Annotated in this window: 15 protein-coding genes and 1 pseudogene; 8 read left to right on the top strand and 8 right to left on the bottom strand. The window is 72.9% G+C overall.

Annotated features, from left to right (window positions below; genetic code table 11):
* Positions 1 to 260: 260 nt before the first annotated feature.
* Together ACYU7H_RS12020 and tyrS are read right to left on the bottom strand one after the other, a co-directional pair.
* Complete coding sequence (locus ACYU7H_RS12020) at positions 261 to 707, bottom strand: MgtC/SapB family protein (RefSeq protein WP_460815021.1); 447 nt, start codon at positions 705 to 707, stop codon at positions 261 to 263.
* 48 nt (positions 708 to 755) lie between these two features.
* A complete protein-coding gene (tyrS, locus tag ACYU7H_RS12015) occupies positions 756 to 1,961 on the bottom strand; it encodes a tyrosine--tRNA ligase (RefSeq protein ID WP_460815019.1) in 1,206 nt (401 codons plus the stop codon).
* Between the two features lie 230 nt (positions 1,962 to 2,191).
* Here tyrS and ACYU7H_RS12010 point away from each other — a divergent pair, with 230 nt between their 5' ends.
* Together ACYU7H_RS12010 and ACYU7H_RS12005 are read left to right on the top strand one after the other, a co-directional pair.
* Positions 2,192 to 3,634: a peptidoglycan DD-metalloendopeptidase family protein gene (locus ACYU7H_RS12010; RefSeq protein WP_460815017.1), complete on the top strand. Its 1,443-nt coding sequence runs from the start codon at positions 2,192 to 2,194 to the stop codon at positions 3,632 to 3,634.
* A 13-nt stretch (positions 3,635 to 3,647) separates the two neighbouring features.
* Positions 3,648 to 4,835, top strand: a complete 1,188-nt coding sequence (locus ACYU7H_RS12005; protein ID WP_460815015.1) for an anhydro-N-acetylmuramic acid kinase — start codon at positions 3,648 to 3,650, stop codon at positions 4,833 to 4,835.
* Between the two features lie 25 nt (positions 4,836 to 4,860).
* Here ACYU7H_RS12005 and ACYU7H_RS12000 read toward each other — a convergent pair whose 3' ends face one another.
* The 3 genes from ACYU7H_RS12000 to ACYU7H_RS11990 are packed head-to-tail and all read right to left on the bottom strand — an operon-like array spanning position 4,861 to position 7,557.
* A complete protein-coding gene (locus tag ACYU7H_RS12000; RefSeq protein ID WP_460815013.1) occupies positions 4,861 to 5,304 on the bottom strand; it encodes a hypothetical protein in 444 nt (147 codons plus the stop codon).
* 56 nt (positions 5,305 to 5,360) lie between these two features.
* The gene (locus tag ACYU7H_RS11995) at positions 5,361 to 6,758 is read right to left on the bottom strand and encodes an AmpG family muropeptide MFS transporter (RefSeq protein ID WP_460815011.1); all 1,398 of its coding nucleotides are present in this window, start codon (positions 6,756 to 6,758) and stop codon (positions 5,361 to 5,363) included.
* A complete protein-coding gene (locus ACYU7H_RS11990; RefSeq protein ID WP_460815057.1) occupies positions 6,748 to 7,557 on the bottom strand; it encodes an exodeoxyribonuclease III in 810 nt (269 codons plus the stop codon). The genes ACYU7H_RS11995 and ACYU7H_RS11990 overlap by 11 nt, the downstream gene beginning before the upstream one ends.
* A 115-nt stretch (positions 7,558 to 7,672) precedes the next feature.
* On the opposite strand from ACYU7H_RS11990, the gene pyrE reads away from it, so the two are divergent.
* Both pyrE and ACYU7H_RS11980 read left to right on the top strand, forming a co-directional pair.
* On the top strand, positions 7,673 to 8,332 hold the full coding sequence (gene pyrE, locus ACYU7H_RS11985; RefSeq protein ID WP_460815009.1) for an orotate phosphoribosyltransferase: 660 nt from the start codon (positions 7,673 to 7,675) through the stop codon (positions 8,330 to 8,332).
* 76 nt (positions 8,333 to 8,408) lie between these two features.
* Positions 8,409 to 9,101 carry a hypothetical protein gene (locus tag ACYU7H_RS11980; RefSeq protein WP_460815007.1) on the top strand — a complete coding sequence of 231 codons (693 nt, stop codon included), beginning with the start codon at positions 8,409 to 8,411 and terminating at the stop codon, positions 9,099 to 9,101.
* Positions 9,102 to 9,104: 3 nt separating this feature from the next.
* Here the strand turns inward: ACYU7H_RS11980 and ACYU7H_RS11975 are convergent, their stop codons facing one another.
* The 3 genes and pseudogenes from ACYU7H_RS11975 to coaBC all read right to left on the bottom strand — a co-directional run bounded on the left by ACYU7H_RS11975 (position 9,105) and on the right by coaBC (position 13,281).
* Positions 9,105 to 11,498 carry a phosphomannomutase/phosphoglucomutase gene (locus ACYU7H_RS11975; protein ID WP_460815005.1) on the bottom strand — a complete coding sequence of 798 codons (2,394 nt, stop codon included), beginning with the start codon at positions 11,496 to 11,498 and terminating at the stop codon, positions 9,105 to 9,107.
* Positions 11,499 to 11,540: 42 nt separating this feature from the next.
* The gene (dut, locus tag ACYU7H_RS11970) at positions 11,541 to 12,005 is read right to left on the bottom strand and encodes a dUTP diphosphatase (RefSeq protein WP_460815003.1); all 465 of its coding nucleotides are present in this window, start codon (positions 12,003 to 12,005) and stop codon (positions 11,541 to 11,543) included.
* Positions 12,002 to 13,281: pseudogene (coaBC, locus tag ACYU7H_RS11965) on the bottom strand (bifunctional phosphopantothenoylcysteine decarboxylase/phosphopantothenate--cysteine ligase CoaBC). The gene dut and the pseudogene coaBC overlap by 4 nt, the downstream one beginning before the upstream one ends.
* A gap of 259 nt (positions 13,282 to 13,540) precedes the next feature.
* On the opposite strand from coaBC, the gene radC reads away from it, so the two are divergent.
* From radC to ACYU7H_RS11945, 4 genes are all read left to right on the top strand, one after another.
* Positions 13,541 to 14,215, top strand: coding sequence for a RadC family protein (gene radC, locus ACYU7H_RS11960; RefSeq protein WP_460815002.1), 675 nt, complete (start codon positions 13,541 to 13,543; stop codon positions 14,213 to 14,215).
* 238 nt (positions 14,216 to 14,453) lie between these two features.
* The gene (locus ACYU7H_RS11955; protein WP_460815000.1) at positions 14,454 to 14,720 is read left to right on the top strand and encodes a GIY-YIG nuclease family protein; all 267 of its coding nucleotides are present in this window, start codon (positions 14,454 to 14,456) and stop codon (positions 14,718 to 14,720) included.
* Between the two features lie 270 nt (positions 14,721 to 14,990).
* A complete protein-coding gene (argS, locus tag ACYU7H_RS11950) occupies positions 14,991 to 16,679 on the top strand; it encodes an arginine--tRNA ligase (protein WP_460814998.1) in 1,689 nt (562 codons plus the stop codon).
* A gap of 114 nt (positions 16,680 to 16,793) precedes the next feature.
* Positions 16,794 to 17,498 (top strand): SPOR domain-containing protein, encoded by a 705-nt coding sequence (locus ACYU7H_RS11945; RefSeq protein ID WP_460814996.1) that lies wholly within the window; start codon positions 16,794 to 16,796, stop codon positions 17,496 to 17,498.
* Positions 17,499 to 17,504 lie beyond the last annotated feature (6 nt).

Below are 17,504 nucleotides of genomic sequence, written 5' to 3'. Positions count from 1 at the left end.
TGCTTTGAATTGACTTGGTTCTGTTCGAACGTCTGCCATGGACAACCGTCCACCGGCCAGACGCCCGCACAAGTCACCTGCGCACACTGTCAAGGATCAAAGGAACCGGCCTCAGCGCCGCGTCCCGCCGCCGCGAGCCGTCCGGCCCGAGCGAGCCGCACATCATACAGGCGATTTCGGGTCCGTCAACACCCCGTGAAGCACCCGGATCGAGGCGCCGGCAACGGTTCAGGGAATGGCCGTGGAAGCGGCCCGCGACGTCAGTGCTTGTCGCGCTCGAACAGCCGCAAGACGAGCAGCACGACCAGCGTCAGCAGCGTCGCGCCGGCGGCCAGCGCGGCATAGCCGAGCCCGCATGCGATGCCGATGACGGCGACCATCAGCAACGACGCGGCGGTGGTGATGCCCTCCACCGCCTTGCCGCCGCGATGGCTGAAGATCGTGCCCGCGCCGATGAACGCAACGCCCGCCACCACCGCCTCGATCAGGCGCAGCGGATCGATCTGAAGGTCCTCGACTTCCGCCAGCCCGTCGGTGACGAACAGGCGCCCCAGCCCGAGCAGCAGCGCGGCCGCGCCCGCCACCAGCATGTGCGTGCGGAAGCCCGCCGGCTTGTGCTTGAACTCGCGCTCCAGGCCCACGAGGCCGCCGAGCAGCATCGCGTAGGCGGTTTCCAGCAGGATCGTCGCTTCGGTCGGCAGGTCCATCGCGACAGTCTCCCCGGCGCGGCCGTCATGGCCGCGTCGTCGCCGTCCTCAGGCGGCCACCAGCCTCACGCGGGCGAAGGTGCGCTTGCCGACCTGCAGCACGCCCTCGAAGCCCGGCGCGAAGCTGCGCTGGGGATCCTCGACAACGTCCCCGTCGATCCGCACCGCGCGCTCGCGCAACTTGCGGTTCGCCTCGGAATTGCTGGGCGTCAGGCCCGCCGCGGTCAGCAGCGCGGCGATGCGCAGTCCGTCGGCGGGCACCGCCACGTCGTGCAGCGGCAGTTGCGCTGTGTCGCCTTCGCCGCGCACCGCGGCGTTCCATCCGGCGATGGCGCGTTCGGCTTCGGCGGCGCCATGGAAGCGCGCAGCGAGTTCGCGCGCCAGCCGCAGCTTCAGGTCGCGCGGGTTCAGCGTGCCCGACTCGACCTCCGCGCGTGCGCGCGCCGCCTCGGCCACGCCGATCTCGAAGCTCAGCAGCTCGATCCACCGCCACATCAGCGCGTCGTCGATCCTCATCGCCTTGGTGACGATGTCGATCGCCGGCTCGTCGATGCCGATGTAGTTGCCCAGCGACTTGCTCATCTTCTGCACGCCGTCCAGGCCCTCGAGCAAGGGCATGGTCAGCACGACCTGCGGCGCCTGGCCGAAGTGCGCCTGCAGGCCGCGGCCGACCAGCAGGTTGAACTTCTGGTCGGTGCCGCCGAGCTCCACGTCCGCCTCCAGCGCCACGGAGTCGTAGCCCTGCACCAGCGGGTAGAGGAACTCGTGGATGGCGATCGGCTGTTGGGACGCATATCGTTTGGCGAAGTCGTCGCGCTCGAGCATGCGCGCCACGGTGTGCTGCCCGGCCAGGCGGATGAGGTCCGCCGCCGGCATCGTTCCGAACCATTCGGAGTTGAACCGGATCCGGGTCCGTTCCGGGTCCAGCACCTTGAAGACCTGGTCGGCGTAGGTGCGGGCATTCGCCTCGACGTCCTCGCGGGTCAGCGGCTTGCGGGTGGCGTTCTTGCCGGTCGGGTCGCCGATCATCCCGGTGAAGTCGCCGATCAGGAACGTGACCTCGTGCCCCAGGTCCTGGAACTGCCGCATCTTGTTGAGCAGGACCGTGTGGCCCAGGTGCAGGTCCGGCGCGGTCGGGTCGAACCCGGCCTTGATCCGCAGCGGCCGTCCGAGGGCCAGCCGGGCCTCCAGCTCGTCGCGCTTGAGGATCTCCTCCGCGCCGCGGGCGATTAGGGCCAAGGGGTCGTCGGTCACGTCTGGGTCTCTCCTGGAACTGCGATTCGTGATGCGGATCGTGAAGGTTGCGTTAATCCGGCCATGAGTCTGAATGGCCTGAAAAACCTTTTGCCGTCAGGGGTTTGACGCGCCCTTTTCGCGTCACTATGGTACCGCCGTGACGCCGCCGTCACATCCGGCGCCGTGCCGCGCAGCGTCGCGCTTCCGCTATCCGCTCCACCGCTATCCGTTCCATCGGGGACCGCTTCATGGACACAACCGGCACCAGCCGCAACCGTCGCGCGCGCCTCCAGGCCCTTCGCGACGCCGCCCTGCACCGCAAGGATCGCATGGGTCGATTCGCCGCGGACTGGATCGGCAACCGGGGGTTCCAGGGCCGATGGACGCGCCGCGACTGGGCGCAGGCGAGCCTGGCGGCAAGCATCATCGTGCTGGTCGGTGCGATCGTCCCGGGCTTCTCCGAGGCCACGCGCCCGCGCGACCAGTTCGCCGCGCCGCAGGTCACGCATGCCCTGGCGCTGCCCGAACTGCCGGTGCGCGAGCGCAGGAGCGTGGCGGGCGACAGCTGGCACATCGTGACCGTCGAGCCGGGCCAGACGCTGGGCGCGATCTTCGAGTCGATGGGCGTGCCCGCCACGACCATGTACCGCATCCTCGAGCAGCCCGGCGCGCGCGACGCGCTGACCCGCCTGCGCCCCGGCGCCCAGCTGGCGTTCGACCTGCCGGAAAGCGGCGCGCTGCGCATGTTCCGCTACGACCGCAACGACACCCAGCGCGTCGAGCTCGCCTTCGACGGCGACACCATCCGCGAGCTGGTCATCGAGCGTCCCACCGAGACCCGCGTGGTGACCGCAAGCGGCCGCATCGACAGCTCCCTGTACGCCGCCGCGCGAGCCACCGGCATGTCGCCGGCCGCCGTCGTGGCGATGACCGACAACATCTTCCAGTACGACATCGACTTCGACCGCGACACCAAGCGCGGCGACACCTTCAGCGTCGTGTACGAGGAGACCTGGCGCGAGGGCGAGCGTATCGGCACCGGCGACGTGCTGGCGGCCAGCTTCACCACCGGCGGCAAGACCTACACCGGCCTGCGCCACGAACGCGACGGCAAGACCGAGTACTTCGACCTCGACGGCCGCCCGCTGAAGAAGAGCTTCATCCGCATGCCGATCCCGTACGCGCGCCTGACCTCGCGCTTCGGTGCGCGCCGCCACCCGGTGCTCGGCCGCACGCGCATGCACAAGGGCGTGGACTACGGCGCCGGCTCCGGCACGCCGATCATGGCCGCCGGCGACGCGCGCGTGGCCTTCGCCGGCTGGCGCGGCGGCTACGGCCGCGCGGTCATCCTCGACCACGGCCGCGGCTACACCACGCTGTACGCGCACATGTCGCGCTTCGGCAAGTACAAGGCCGGCCAGCGCGTGCCGCAGGGCGCGGTGATCGGCTACGTGGGCAGCTCCGGCATGTCGACCGGTCCGCACCTGCACTACGAATTCCGCGTCAACGGCGTGCACCGCGACCCGCTGTCGATCACGATGCCGCCGCCCGAGCCGCTGAAGGGCGCCGCGCTCGCCGCGTTCCGCGAGCAGACCGGCACCGTGCTGGCGCGGCTGCGCAAGCTCGAGGACCGCGAGCAGCGGATCCAGGTCGCCGCGGCGGACGCCGCGGACGCCAAGTCGCGCGGCTGACGCGCGACCAGCCGTGCCCGCTGGCGTCATCGACGCGGGCGACGGCCCTGCCGCCGGGCACGGCGAAGGGCTGTTCCTCGGCCTGATCTCCGGCACCAGCGCCGACGGCATCGACGCCGCGCTGGTGCGCTTCGCGCGCGACGCCGGCCCGCACGGCGTGGCGCTCGTCGCCGGCCACACGCATCCCTGGGACGCCGCGCTGCGCACCCGCCTGGTCGAACTCGGCCAGGGCGGCGACCTCGCGTCGCTGGACGAATACGGCACCCTCGACGCGCGCATCGGCGAAGCCTTCGCGGCGGCCGCGCTGGCGCTGCTGCGCGCGGCGGGCGTCGACCCGCGCGACGTCCGCGCGATCGGCTCCCATGGCCAGACGCTGCGGCACCGGCCACACGGCGCGGCGCACGACGGCCGCCACCCGTTCACCCTGCAGGCCGGTGACCCGAACCTGATCGCCGAACGCACCGGCATCACCACCGTCGCCGACTTCCGTCGCCGCGACGTCGCCGCGGGCGGCCATGGCGCGCCACTGCTGCCGGCGCTGCATGCCGCGCTGCTGGCCGCGCCGGACGAGGACCGCGCGGTCCTCAACCTCGGCGGCATCGCCAACCTCACGCTGCTGCCGGTCGACGGCCCGGTGCGCGGTTTCGACACGGGACCGGCGAACGCGCTGATGGACGCGTGGTGCGCGCGGCACACGGGGGAACCGTTCGATGCGGGCGGCCGCCTCGCCGCGGCCGGCCGCATCGACGACGCCCTGCTCGCGCGCCTGCGCGACGAGCCCTGGTTCGCGCTGCCCCCGCCCAAGTCCACCGGCCGCGAGCAGTTCCACCTCGACTGGCTGGCGGCGCGGCTCGGCGCCGGCGTCGCGCCGGAGGACGTGCAGGCGACACTCCTCGAACTGACCGCCGCGACGGTCGCCGACGCGCTGCAGGCGGCCCAACCGGGCACGCACCGGCTGCTGGCCTGCGGCGGCGGCGTGCACAACCCGCTGCTGATGGCGCGGCTCGCGGCGCGGATGCCGGGGATCACCCTGGAGTCGACCGACGCCCACGGGGTGGACCCGGACCATGTCGAGGCGATGGGTTTCGCATGGCTGGCGCGCCAGACGCTGCTGGGCCGGCCGGGCAACCTGCCGTCCGTCTCCGGCGCGGCGGGTCCGCGGATCCTCGGGGCGATCCATCCGGGCGCGATGGCCGGTTAGCCGACCGGCCCGCGGCAACCCGGGTTCAGAACAGGCTGCGCGAACGCCCACCGCCCGACGTGGCCGCTTCCGCGTCCGCGTCGCCCGCGTCCTCCGTCCGGTTCCGCGCGCGTCCGCCGGACGCGACGCGCTCGCGCACCGTGGGCGCAGGCGGCAGTGACGGCGACGGCTGAACAGGTGGCGCCGCCAGGACGACTTCCTCCGCGGGCGGCGGGGCCGGGGGGGCCCGCCCGATCAGTGCGAAGCCCGGATCGTCGGGCACCTGCTCCAGCGCGCCGATCGCCTCCCGCAACAGGTCCGCCTCGGCGCTTTCGAGCGCCGACGGCAAGGCGCCGGACTCGCAGCGCTGCAGGCCCAGCTCCACCACCTTCAACAGGGTCTCGTGGATCGGCCAGCCGCGGCTGTCCGACAGCGCGCGCAGCCGCGCGGCAAGGGCCGGGTCGATGTCCCGCAGGACGATGTCGGTCATGGGCGCGCTCCGGGACGGCGGCGACGGGACGCCGCGTCCCCCGGGCGCCCACAGGGTCAAACGCGCTCGGTGGCCATGACCGGACTCGGCGGGCGCCGCCCCAGCAGCAGGCAGAGCAGCAGCGCCGGCAGGCCCACCACGGCCGTGCCGATGAAGAACAGCGCGTAGCCGTCCAGCAGCGAGGTGGCCGCCTGCAGCGACTCGACCGCCACGCCCGAGAAGCCCTTCAGCACCTTGCCCAGCAAGGCGTAGAACGAACTGAGCAGCGCGTACTGTGTCGCGGTGTAGCCGATGTTGGTGAGGCTGGACATGTAGCCGATCAGCGCCACGCCCGCGAAGCCGCTGCAGAAGTTGTCGATCGACATCGCGGTCGCGAACACCGTCGGATCCGCGCCCGCCCAGGCCAGCCAGGCGAACGCCAGGTTCGAGCCCGGGCCGAGCACCGCGCCCAGCAGCAGCGTGGCCAGGAAACCGAAGCGCACCGCGCACAGCCCGGCCGCGGCCACCCCCACGATCGTGGCCACCAGGCCGAAGGTCGCGCGCACGCCGCCGACGACCTCCTTGTCGATGCCCAGGTCCGCGTAGAACGGATTGGCCATCGGCCCCATCACGAAATCCGGCAACCGGTACAGGCTGATCACCAGCAGCATCAGCCACGCCCAGCTGCCGTGCTGGCGGAAGAAGGCCACGAACGGGCCGACCAGCGCGTCGAACAGGCCGCGCGCGGTCCACAGCTGCGGATGCGGCGCCTGCGCGGCGGCCAGCGACGCCGCCGGCTCGCGCGCCAGCAGCACCGCGACCACGCCCACGCCCATGAGCGCCGCCATCGCGGTGTAGGAGATCGACCAGCCCACCTGCGCGGCCATGATCAGGATCAGCGCGTCGGTGACCAGCAGCGCGCCGCGGTAGCCGAGCGTCGCGGTGGAGGTGAGCAGGCCCTGCTGCTCGTTGCTGTCGGCGATCTCGATGCGCCACGCATCGATCACGATGTCCTGCGTGGCCGACGCGAACGCCACCACCAGCGCGAGCACGCCGAACACGACGAGATGGTCGACCTGCATCCCGGCGAGCAGCAGCACCCCCTCGCGCGGCTGGATCATCGCCATGCCCACGAGCGCGGCGGCCACCACCATCTGCGAGAGCAGCATCCAGCCGCGACGGCGTCCCAGCAGCCGGCCCAGCACCGGCGCGTCGACCTTGTCGACCAGCGGCGCCCACAGGAACTTCAGCGAGTACGCCAGGCCGACCCACGACAGGAACCCGATCGTGGACAGCTCGATCGCGTTCTCGCGCATCCAGAAGCCGAGGGTGTTGCCCACCAGGTAGATCGGGATGCCGGAGCTGAAGCCCAGCAGCAGCATCGCCAGCACCTTCGGCTCGCGCAGGCTGCGCAGCACGCGGCGCCAGCCGGGGGTGGTATCGACGGCGGCCGTGGCTGCGGGGTCAGAAGGCATGGTCGTACTCCACGACGAAGGGGGCGTGGTCGGAGAACTTCGGGTCGGCGAACACTGCGCAGTCGCGCACGCGTTCGCGCAGGCCCGGGGTCACGAACTGGTAGTCGATGCGCCAGCCGACGTTCTTCGACCGCGCCGCGCCGCGCTGGCTCCACCAGGTGTACTGGTCGCTGGCGTCGGGGCGCAGCACGCGGAAGCTGTCGGACCAGCCGTGGTCCGGCTGCGGGCTGCCGTCGCCGCAGCCGTCGGCCACCAGGCCGTTGAGCCAGGCGCGCTCGGGCGGCGTGCAGCCGGAATTCTTCTGGTTGGAGGTCCAGTTCCTGATGTCGTTGCGCGCGCGCACGATGTTCCAGTCCCCGCACAGCACGTACTGGCGGCCGCTCGCGAGCCACTCGTCGAGGATCGGCCGGAGCCAGTCCATGACCTCGAACTTGAAACCCTGGCGCGCTTCACCGGATGAGCCCGACGGGATGTAGAACGAAACCACGCTGAGGTCGCCGAAGCGGGCCTCGATGTAGCGCCCCTCCTCGTCGAACGGCGCCCAGCCCAGGGCGGTACGCACCTCGTCCGGCTCTCGGCGGCTGTAGATCGCCACGCCGCTGTAGCCCTTCTTCGTGGTCGCGTCGCGGAACCAGGCGTGGTAGCCCTCGGGCAGGAATTCCGGCGCGCGCAACTGGTGCTCCTGCGCCTTGGTCTCCTGCACGCACAGCACGTCGACGTCCCGTTCCGGGAACCATTCGAAGAAACCCTTGCCCACGGCCGAACGCAGGCCGTTGGCGTTGAAGCTCATGATCCGCATCCGGCAGGCATGTCCCGGGCAAACGACGGCCAAGGGTAGCGGATTCGACGCATCCGACCCGGGGCGCGGCCAGCCGCGGTTTATCATCGCGCCCACGCCCTTCCGGACGCCCCGCGTGCACAACCACCGCCACCGTTTCCTGCGCCTGGCCCTCGATGCCGATGCATTGCGCTTCGGCTCATTCACGCTGAAGTCCGGACGCGAGAGCCCGTATTTCTTCAACGCAGGACGGTTCGACTCGGGCGCCACCCTCGCGGGCCTGGCGGCCTGCTATGCCGACGCCATCGATGCCGCCGGCGTCGACTTCGACCTGTTGTTCGGCCCGGCCTACAAGGGCATCCCGCTCGCCACCGCGCTGGCCTGCGCGTACGCGCGCCGCGGCCGCGACCTGCCGGTGGCCTTCGACCGCAAGGAGGCCAAGGCGCATGGCGAGGGCGGCAAGCTCATCGGCGCGCCGCTCGCCGGGCGCCGCGTGCTGGTGGTGGACGACGTGATCACCGCCGGCACCGCCGTGCGCGAGGCGCTGGCGACGATCGCCGGCGCCGGTGGCACCGCGGCCGGCATCGCGATCGCGCTCGACCGGCAGGAGCGCGTGGCCGAGGGCGACGCGCGCTCGGCCGCCCAGGCGGTCGCCGACGCGCAGGGGATCCCGGTCGTCGCCATCGCCGGCCTGGACGACCTGCTTGAATTCGCCGGCGAAAGCGGGGACCTTGTGGCGCACCGCGAGGCGCTGCTCGCCTACCGCGCCCGCTACGGCGTCGCGGCGGCCGGGTGACCTGCCCGCGTCGCAACACGATGTCGGCACGGCCAGGGGGGCCGCGAAGATGACGCAAGAGCACCACGCCGGGCGCATGCCCATGCCACGCACGCTGGCGGCGATCGCCGTCCTCGCCGTCGCCTGCCTTGCGGCGGGCACCTCATCGGCGCAACGTCGCCCCGCAAGCACCGGCAAGACCGTCTACTGCTGGAACGACGCCAGTGGCAAGCGGGTCTGCGGCGACGCGCTGCCGCCCGAAGCCACCGACCGCGCGCGCACCGAGATCAACGCCGCCACCGGCATGCGCAAGCGACAGCTGGAGCGGGCGTTGACCGGGGAAGAGCGGGCCGCGGCGGAAGCGGCCGCGGAAGCGGAAGCGGAACAGGCGGCGGCGGACGCCGCGCGCCTGCGCCGCGAACTGGCGATGGTCGAGTCCTACGCGACCGAAGAGGAGCTGCGCGCCGCCTTCGTCAACCGCATCGAGTTGACCGACGGCGCGATCCGCGCCTCGCTGGCCGGCATCGCCAACCTGCGCCAGGGCCTGGTCACGCTGCTGCGCCAGGCCGGCGAGCTGGAGCTCGCCGGACGGCCGGTGCCCAAGCCGATGGGCGACGGCATCGTCGAGCGCCATGCGAGCCTGCAGCGCCAGCAGGCGATCCTGCGGTCGCAGGTCGCCGAGCGCGCCACGCTCGACGCGGTCCTGGAGGACGCGGTGGAGCGCTACCGCGAACTCAAGCGGCCGCAAGCCGAGCCCACCGGCCGCGCGCAGGGCGGCACGGCCGGCTGATCGTCAGAACGGCAGCGCCAGCGACGGCTCGATCGCGAGCAGCTGGCGCTTGAACTCGTCCTGGATGCGCGCCAGCGCGGCCGCGTCGTCGCCGTCGAATCGCATCACCAGCACCGGGGTGGTGTTGGATGCGCGCACCAGGCCCCAACCGTCCTTCCAGTCCACCCGCACGCCGTCGATGGTCGACAGGCGCGCGCCCTCGAACGACGACTGCGCCTGGAAGCGCGCGACGAAGCCGTGCGGGTCGTCCGCCGGCGCCGGGACCTTGATCTCCGGCGTCGACACGCTGTCGGGCAACGCGTCGAACACCTCGTCGGGGGTGTTGTTCCGCGTGGCCAGGATCTCGAGCAGGCGCGCGGCGGCATAGATGCCGTCGTCGAAACCGAACCAGCGCTCCTTGAAGAAGAAGTGGCCGCTCATCTCGCCGGCGAGTTCGGCCTCGGTCTCGCGCATCTTCGCCTTGATCAGCGAGTGGCCTGTCTTCCACATCAGCGGGCTGCCGCCGTGGCGCAGGATCTGCCCCGGCAGGTGGCCGGTGCACTTCACGTCGTAGACGATGACCGCGCCCGGGTTGCGCTCCAGCACGTCGGCGGCGAACAGCATCAGCAGGCGGTCCGGGAAGATGTTCCTGCCCGCCGGCGTGACCACGCCCAGGCGGTCGCCGTCGCCGTCGAAGGCGATGCCGAGGTCGGCGCCCAGCCGCTCGACCATCCGGGTGAGGTCCTCGAGGTTGTGCGGCTCGCTCGGGTCGGGATGGTGGTTGGGGAAGGTGCCGTCGATCTCGCAGTACAGCGGCGTGACCTCGGCGCCCACGGCGGCCAGCACGCGCGGGCCCACTTCGCCGGCGACGCCGTTGCCCGCGTCCACGACCACCTTGAGCGGGCGGTCGAGCTGGACGTCGGAGGCGATGCGCTCGACGTAGGCGTCGTTGATGTCGCGGTGCTGCAGGTCGCCCGCGCGCGGCGCCTCGTGCAGGCGGTCGTCGGCGATCCGCGCGAACAGGTCGGTGATCGCGTCGCCCGAGAGGGTCTCGCCGCCGACCACGACCTTGAAGCCGTTGTAGTCGGGCGGGTTGTGGCTGCCGGTCACCGACACGCAACTGCCCGCGCGCAGGTGGAAGGCGCCGAAATAGACCACCGGCGTGGGCGCCAGGCCGATGTCGATGACGTCGCGGCCGGCGCGGCGCAGGCCGGCGACCAGACCGCCGGCCATTTCCGGCCCGGACAGGCGGCCGTCGCGGCCGACCACGATCTCCTTCAGGCCCTTCTCGTGCATCAGCGAGCCGATCGCCTGGCCGATCAGTTCCGCCACGCCGCGGTCGAGCGTGCTGCCGACCACGCCGCGGATGTCGTAGGCGCGGAAGATCGACCGGTCGATCGCGACGCCGCCGCCCGCCGCGGCGAGGGCGGCGGGGGCAACGGGCGCGGCCACGGCGCCTTCGCCCACCGGGACGTCGCCGGCCGCAGCGGTCTCCGCCGGTGCCGCCGGTTCGGCCGGCGCGGGCGCGGGCGCGTCGCGCAGGGTCTCGGCCAGGGTCGGAGGCAGGTCCTCCGCCACGCCTTCGTCCGCGTCCGCCCCGGCGGCCCCCATGCGACGCCAGGCGAGCAGCGCGGCCACGGCCAGCGCGGCGAGCACGGCCGCAAGGATGAAGGCCACGCCGGAGGCGAGCCCGAGCGGCCCGGCGCCGGCTTCGGTGCCGGCGGCGACGATGCGGAAGCCGGTCCCCGGCACGGGGACGGCGCGCTTCTCCGCGCCACGCGCCAGTTCGGGGACGCCGCGCTCGAGCACGGTGTGGCTGCCCTGGCGCAGGGCGAGGTAGCCGGCCGACTCGTCCAGGGCCACGCCGGCCAATGGCGCGGTGGCGGCCGAAAGCGGTAACCGAGCCCAGGCCACGCCCATGCGGCGGTCGCCGGCGCGGGCCGGTGCGGCGACCAGCAGCCGCGGCCCGCCGGCGTCCCGGGCGATGCCGGCGAGCGCCTCGTCGGCCGCGAGCGCACCTTCCATCACGGCCAGGCGCCCGTAACCGCCGCCCGCCAGGTCGCCGTATTCGGCGCCCAGGTCCTCGGGGAGGATCCCGGCGGCCTCGGCCTCGGGCCAGCCTTGCGCCAGCTGCGCCGAGGCCGCCTCGAGGTCGCCCTGCGCGAGGGCGGCCTGCACCTCGGGCGCGGCGAGCCGCGCCTGCAGGCGCCGGGTGGCCGCGTCGAGGGCCGTGCCGGTGCCGCGCGCGGCGGAATCGCGCGCACGCTCGAGCGCGGCGCTTTCCTGCGCGTCGCGCTGCTGCTGCCAGCCACCCCAGGCCAGCCACGCCGCCACCAGCGCCAGCAGCACCGCCGCGACCGGCAGCACGGGCCGCAACTGCGCGGCGCGCATGCGCGGGCGCTTCGTTTCCTCGTTCATTCCAACTCCCCCTCGGGGCGGCCGCGCGCGGCCGCCAGGAACTCAGCGCAGGCCGGTGTGGCCGAAGCCCCCCTCGCCCCGCGCGCTCGCATCGAAAGTATCCACCACCTGCAGGGTGGCCCGCACGATCGGCAGCACGACCAGCTGCGCGATCCGGTCGCCCGGCGCGATGGTGTGCGCCTCGCGGCCGCGGTTGAAGGTGCTGATCAGCAGCGGGCCCTGGTAGTCGGCGTCGATCAGGCCGGTCCCGTTGCCCAGGACGATGCCGTGGCGGTGGCCCAAGCCCGATCGCGGGAGGATCACGGCGCACAGGTTCGGGTCGGCCAGGTGGATCGCCAGGCCGCTCGGCACCAGCGCCGCGTCGCCCGGCGCCAGCGCCAGCGGCGCCTCGAGCGCGGCGCGCAGGTCCAGGCCGGCGCTGGCGTCGGTCGCGTAGGCCGGCATCGGCCAGTCGTCGCCGTAGCGCGGGTCGAGCACCTTCACTTCGAGCACGTGCGCGGTCTTCATGCGGGGCGGCGTCCTTCGTGTCCGGCGAGTCGGGCGGCGACCAGGTCGAGCAGCTGGTCGGCCAGGTGGTCCTTCGGCGCGGGTCCGAGCCGGCGATGGCCATCGGCCCACACCACCTCGAGCGCGTTGTCGTCGGCCTCGAAGCCGCTGCCGGGAATGCCTACCCGGTTGCCGGCGACGAGATCGACGCCCTTGGCGGCGAGCTTCGCGCGGGCGTGCCGCTCGACGTCCGCGGTCTCGGCGGCGAAGCCGACCACCACGCGCGGACGGCGTGGATGCGCCGCCACGTCGGCGAGCACGTCGGCCGTGCGGACGAGTTCAAGGGTGAGTACCTCGAAGCCGGGTTGCTTCTTGCGCTTCTGGTCGGCGACCTCGCGCGGCGTCCAGTCGGCGACCGCGGCCGCGCCCACGTAGACGTCGGCGGGCAGCGCGGCGAGGACGGCGGCATGCATCTGCGCGGCCGAACGCACGTCGGTGCGGTCGACGCCGGGCGGCGTGTCGAGCGCGACCGGGCCGGCGACCAGCACGGTCTCGGCACCGCGGCGCGCGGCGGCCGCGGCCACGGCGAAGCCCATCTTCCCGCTGGAGCGGTTGCCGATGAAGCGGACCGGGTCGATGTCCTCGTAGGTCGGGCCCGCGCTGACGACCACGCGACGGCCCTCGAAGTCGCGCGCACGGTTCACGCTGAGCGGCCGCCCGTGAACGACTCGGCGAGCGCGGCGACGATGTCGTCGGGTTCGACCATGCGGCCCTCGCCGGTCTCGCCGCAAGCCTGTCCGCCGGTGGCGGGGCCGAGGATGCGCACGCGTCGGCTGCGCAGCGTCTCGACGTTCGCCTGCGTGGCCGGGTGCGCCCACATGACGCGGTTCATGGCCGGCGCGGCGAGGATCGGCGCTTCGGTCGCCAGGCACAGCGTGCTGACCAGGTCGTCCGCGAGGCCGTGCGCGAGGCGCGCCAGCGTGTTGGCCGTGGCCGGCGCGATCACGATGCGGTCAGGCCAGCGCGCCAGTTCGATGTGGCCCATCGCGGCCTCGGCGGCGGCGTCCCAGAGCGAATCGCGCACCGGGTTGCCGGAAAGCGCCTGGAAGGTCGCCGTGCCGACGAAGTGGTGGGCATCGGCGGTCATCGCCACGCGCACCTCGGCACCGGCGTCCCGCAGGCGGCGCACCAGTTCGGCCGCCTTGTACGCGGCGATCCCGCCGCACACGCACAACAGCAGTTTGCGTCCCGAGAGCGCGGCCACCCGGTGTTTCCCTACCTGCGGAGCGGCGCCCAGCTTACCCGAAGGCCCCGCGTTTCCCGGCGGCGCGCGCCCCGGGCGATCGGGCCCAATGGCCCTGCGGTGGCGGATGCCGCGACGCGCCCCCCTGTCGTCGCGGCATCCCCGCCGCAAACCGCCTCGAACCCGGTCCGGCACCGCGGGAGCGCCCCGGCCGCGGCGGCGTTCGCGCCTCCCCGGGTCCGGCCGGCGCAGGCATGGCCAACACGACCGCGTCGCGGGGCGATGCCCGCCCCCGGCGCGACGGGAGTCACCGATGCACATCCGCGACTGGCCCGCCGACGAACGTCCGCGCGAGAAACTGCTCGCGCAGGGCCCGGCGGCATTGTCGGACGCGGAACTGCTGGCGCTGTTCCTCGGCTCGGGCATCCGTGGCCGCGACGCGGTGGCGACCGCGCGCGACCTGCTCGCCACGCACGGGCCGCTGCGCCCGCTGCTGGACCGCAGGCCCGTCGACCTGGCGCGCCTGCCCGGCCTCGGTCCGGCCCGCGCCTGCCTGCTGGCCGCCGCGATCGAACTGGGCAACCGCCGCCTCGCCGCCGGCCTCGCGCGCGGCGAGGCGATCAGCGACCCGGCCGCCGCCGGCCGCTATTTCGCCACCCGCCTCCGGCACCTGCCGCACGAGGTGTTCGCCGCGCTGTTCCTCGACAACCGCCACCGCGCGATCGCGTTCGAGGAACTGTTCCGCGGCACGCTCGACGGGGCCGAGGTGCCCCCGCGCGAGATCGCCCGCCGCGCACTGGACCTCAACGCCGCGGCGCTGATCGTCGGCCACAACCACCCCAGCGGGAATCCGGAGCCCTCGGCGGCCGACCGCGCGGTCACCGCGCGCCTCAAGCAGGCCCTGGCCCTGGTCGAGGTCCGCCTGCTCGACCACTTCGTCATCGCCGACGGCCCACCCGTCTCCCTCGCCGCCCGCGGCTGGGTCTGAGCCGCCGCAATCCGCCCACCCACCCATTCACCTACCCACTGTCGTCCCGAGCACAGCGAGGGACCTGCTTTTTCATCACGCCACCGCCCAAGAGCAGGTTCCTCACTCCGTTCGGAACGACAGAGAGGTCGGAACGACAGAGACGATTCGAACGAAAGGCCTGAACTGTCGTCCCGAGCGCAGCGAGGGACCTGCTTCCAAGGAGACCCCCCTGCCCACCCGCACCTACCACGTCTACATGCTCTCCAGCCGCTCCGGCGCCCTGTACGTCGGGGTGACCGGCCACCTCGAGCGCCGGGTGTTCGAGCACCGCGAGGGCCTCGTGCCGGGCCACACCCGCCGCTACCGGATTCACCGCCTCGTCCATTTCGAGGCGTGCGAGGACATCTACTCCGCGATCGCACGGGAGAAGGAGATCAAGGGGTGGCGGCGGGAGAAGAAGGTGGCGCTGGTGAGGGCGGGGAATCCGGCCTGGGATGACCTGGCGGCGGGGTGGTTCGGGTAGGAGTCGATGTGTCCGGGAGAGAGCAGGAGCAGGTTCCTCACTCCGTTCGGAACGACAGGGCACAGACCCCGACACCTGTCGTCCCGAGCGCAGCGAGGGACCTGCTTTTCGCTCGGCGGTGGGGGAAAAAGCAGAAGCAGGTCCCTCGCTGCGCTCGGGACGACATGGGTGGGGGCGACATGGGGCCGGGAGCAACCGGACGGCGAGGGACAACAGGGCCGCCGGGGACGGGCGCTTACAATGGCCGGCCCTGCTATCCCCGGTCCCCACGTGAAAGCTTCCCTCCGCGCCCTCGTGGCGTCCGCCATCGACGCGCTGCGCGCGGCCGGCACCCTGCCCGCCGACGCGGCCACGCCCGAGTTCGTGATCGAGCGGCCGAAGGACCGGGGGCACGGGGACTTCGCGACCAACGCGGCGATGCTGCTGGCCAAGGCGGCGCGCACCAATCCGCGGGCGCTGGCGCAGGCGCTGGTCGAGGCGCTGCCGTCGAGCCCGGACCTGGCCAAGGTCGAGATCGCAGGCCCCGGCTTCATCAATTTCCACCTCGCGCCCGCCGCGTACGAGCGCGAGGTCGCGCGCGTGCTGTCCGAAGGCGAGGGCTACGGCCGCAACGACAGCGGCAACGGCGTGCGCGTCGGCGTCGAGTACGTGTCGGCCAACCCGACCGGCCCGCTGCACGTCGGCCACGGCCGCGCGGCCTCGATCGGCGACTGCATCGCCCGCCTGCTGGCGGCCAACGGCTGGGACGTGGCGCGCGAGTACTACTACAACGACGCCGGCGCGCAGATCGACAACCTCGCGCTGTCGGTGCAGGCGCGCGCCCGCGGCCAGGGCCCGGACGACGCGGGCTGGCCGGCCGACGGCTACCGCGGCGAGTACATCAAGGACGTGGCGGCGGCCTACCTGCGCGGCGACACCGTCGAGTTCGAGGGCCACTCGGTCACCGGCGCCGGCGACCCCGACGACCTCGACGCGATCCGCGCCTTCGCGGTCGCCGCGTTGCGGCGCGAACAGACCGCCGATCTCGCCGCGTTCGGCGTGGCCTTCGACGTGTACTTCCTCGAGTCGTCGCTGTACGACGGCGGCCAGGTGGAGGAGACCGTGCGCGAGCTGGTCGGCCACGGCCACACGTACGAGGAAGGCGGCGCACTGTGGCTGCGGTCGACCGACTACGGTGACGACAAGGACCGCGTGATGCGCAAGTCCGACGGCAGCTACACCTACTTCGTGCCGGACGTCGCCTACCACCGCAGCAAGTGGCAGCGCGGCTACCGGCGCGCGATCACCGAGCTGGGCGCCGACCACCACGGCAGCCTCGCCCGCGTGCGCGCGGGCCTGCAGGCGCTCGACGCCGGCATCCCGCAGGGCTACCCGGAATACGTGCTGCACCAGATGGTCACGGTGATGCGCGGCGGCGAGGAGGTGAAGCTCTCCAAGCGCGCCGGCAGCTACCTCACCCTGCGCGACCTGATCGAGGAAGCCGGCCGCGACGCCACGCGCTGGTTCCTGATCGCGCGCAAGCCCGACTCGCAGCTCACCTTCGACATCGACCTGGCGCGCAGCCAGTCGAACGACAACCCGGTCTACTACGTGCAGTACGCGCACGCCCGCGTCTGCAGCTTGCTGCGCCAGGCCGCCGAGAAGAAGATCGCGCACGACGTGGACAACGGCGTCGCCAACCTGCACCTGCTCGACGACGAGGCCACGCAGCTGCTGATGGTCGAGCTGTCGCGCTATCCGGAAGTGGTCGAGTCGGCGGCGCAGACGCTGGAGCCGCACAACATCGCCCAGTACCTGCGCGAACTCGCGCACGCCTTCCACACCTGCTACCACGCCAAGCCGATCCTGCCGGCGCCGGCCGACGAGCGCGACGCGCGCATCGCGCTGAGCCTGGCCACGCGCCGGGTGCTGGCGAACGGCCTGGACCTGCTCGGCGTCGGCGCGCCCGAGAGCATGTGACCGCGCCGCCCGCCGCAAGGCGGGCGAACCCCCGCGCGGCCTTGGCATACACTGCCTTCCGCCCCGCGCGCGGCCGTTCGCCGCGCGCCGAACACGACAGAGGTTCCTGAACACGTGGCAGTCCGACGCGGCAGGTCGCAGGCGCGACGCAACAACAGCAGTGGCATGCCCGGCTGGGCCTGGCTGGTCCTGGGCCTGCTGATCGGCATCGGCGTGATCCTGATGGCGCCGTCGCTGCTGCGCTCCGACGGCGAGGACGGCTTCTTCCGCCCGCGGCCGAACCCGGACGCACAGCCGGCCGCCGACACCGGCGGCGAGGACGCCATCGTCCCGGAGGCCACCGCGCGCGACGACGGCGAGGCCGCCACGGCCCCCGACGCGGAGGCGCGCCCCGCGTACGACTTCTACACGATGCTGCCCGGCGACGAGGTGGCGATCACCGACGAGGAGCTCGCCGAAACCGCCGCCGCCGAACAGGCGCAGGCTCGGGCCGCCACCGAAACCCCGCGCAACGATGCGGCGGACCTGCGCGAGCCGGAGGCCACCCCGGCCCCGGCGGCGGCCCCGGCCGCCGCGACGGACGACGGCGCGCGCTACCTGCTGCAGGCGGGCTCATTCAGTGCCTCCGGCGACGCCGAGTCGCTCAAGGCGCGCATCGCGCTGCTGGGCCTGAGCGCGCGGGTCGAATCCGCGCAGGTGCAGGACAAGACCGTGTACCGCGTGCGCATGGGCCCGTACGGCAGCGCGTCGGAACTGGCGGACGCCAAGCGCAAGCTGGAATCCGGCGGCCTCCCGGCGCTCGCGATCCGGGTCGAGTAGGCGGCG

Source organism: Luteimonas pelagia (assembly GCF_054776035.1).
The sequence above is the reverse complement of the archived record's forward strand: the minus strand, read 5'-3'. Positions and strand labels throughout refer to the sequence as shown.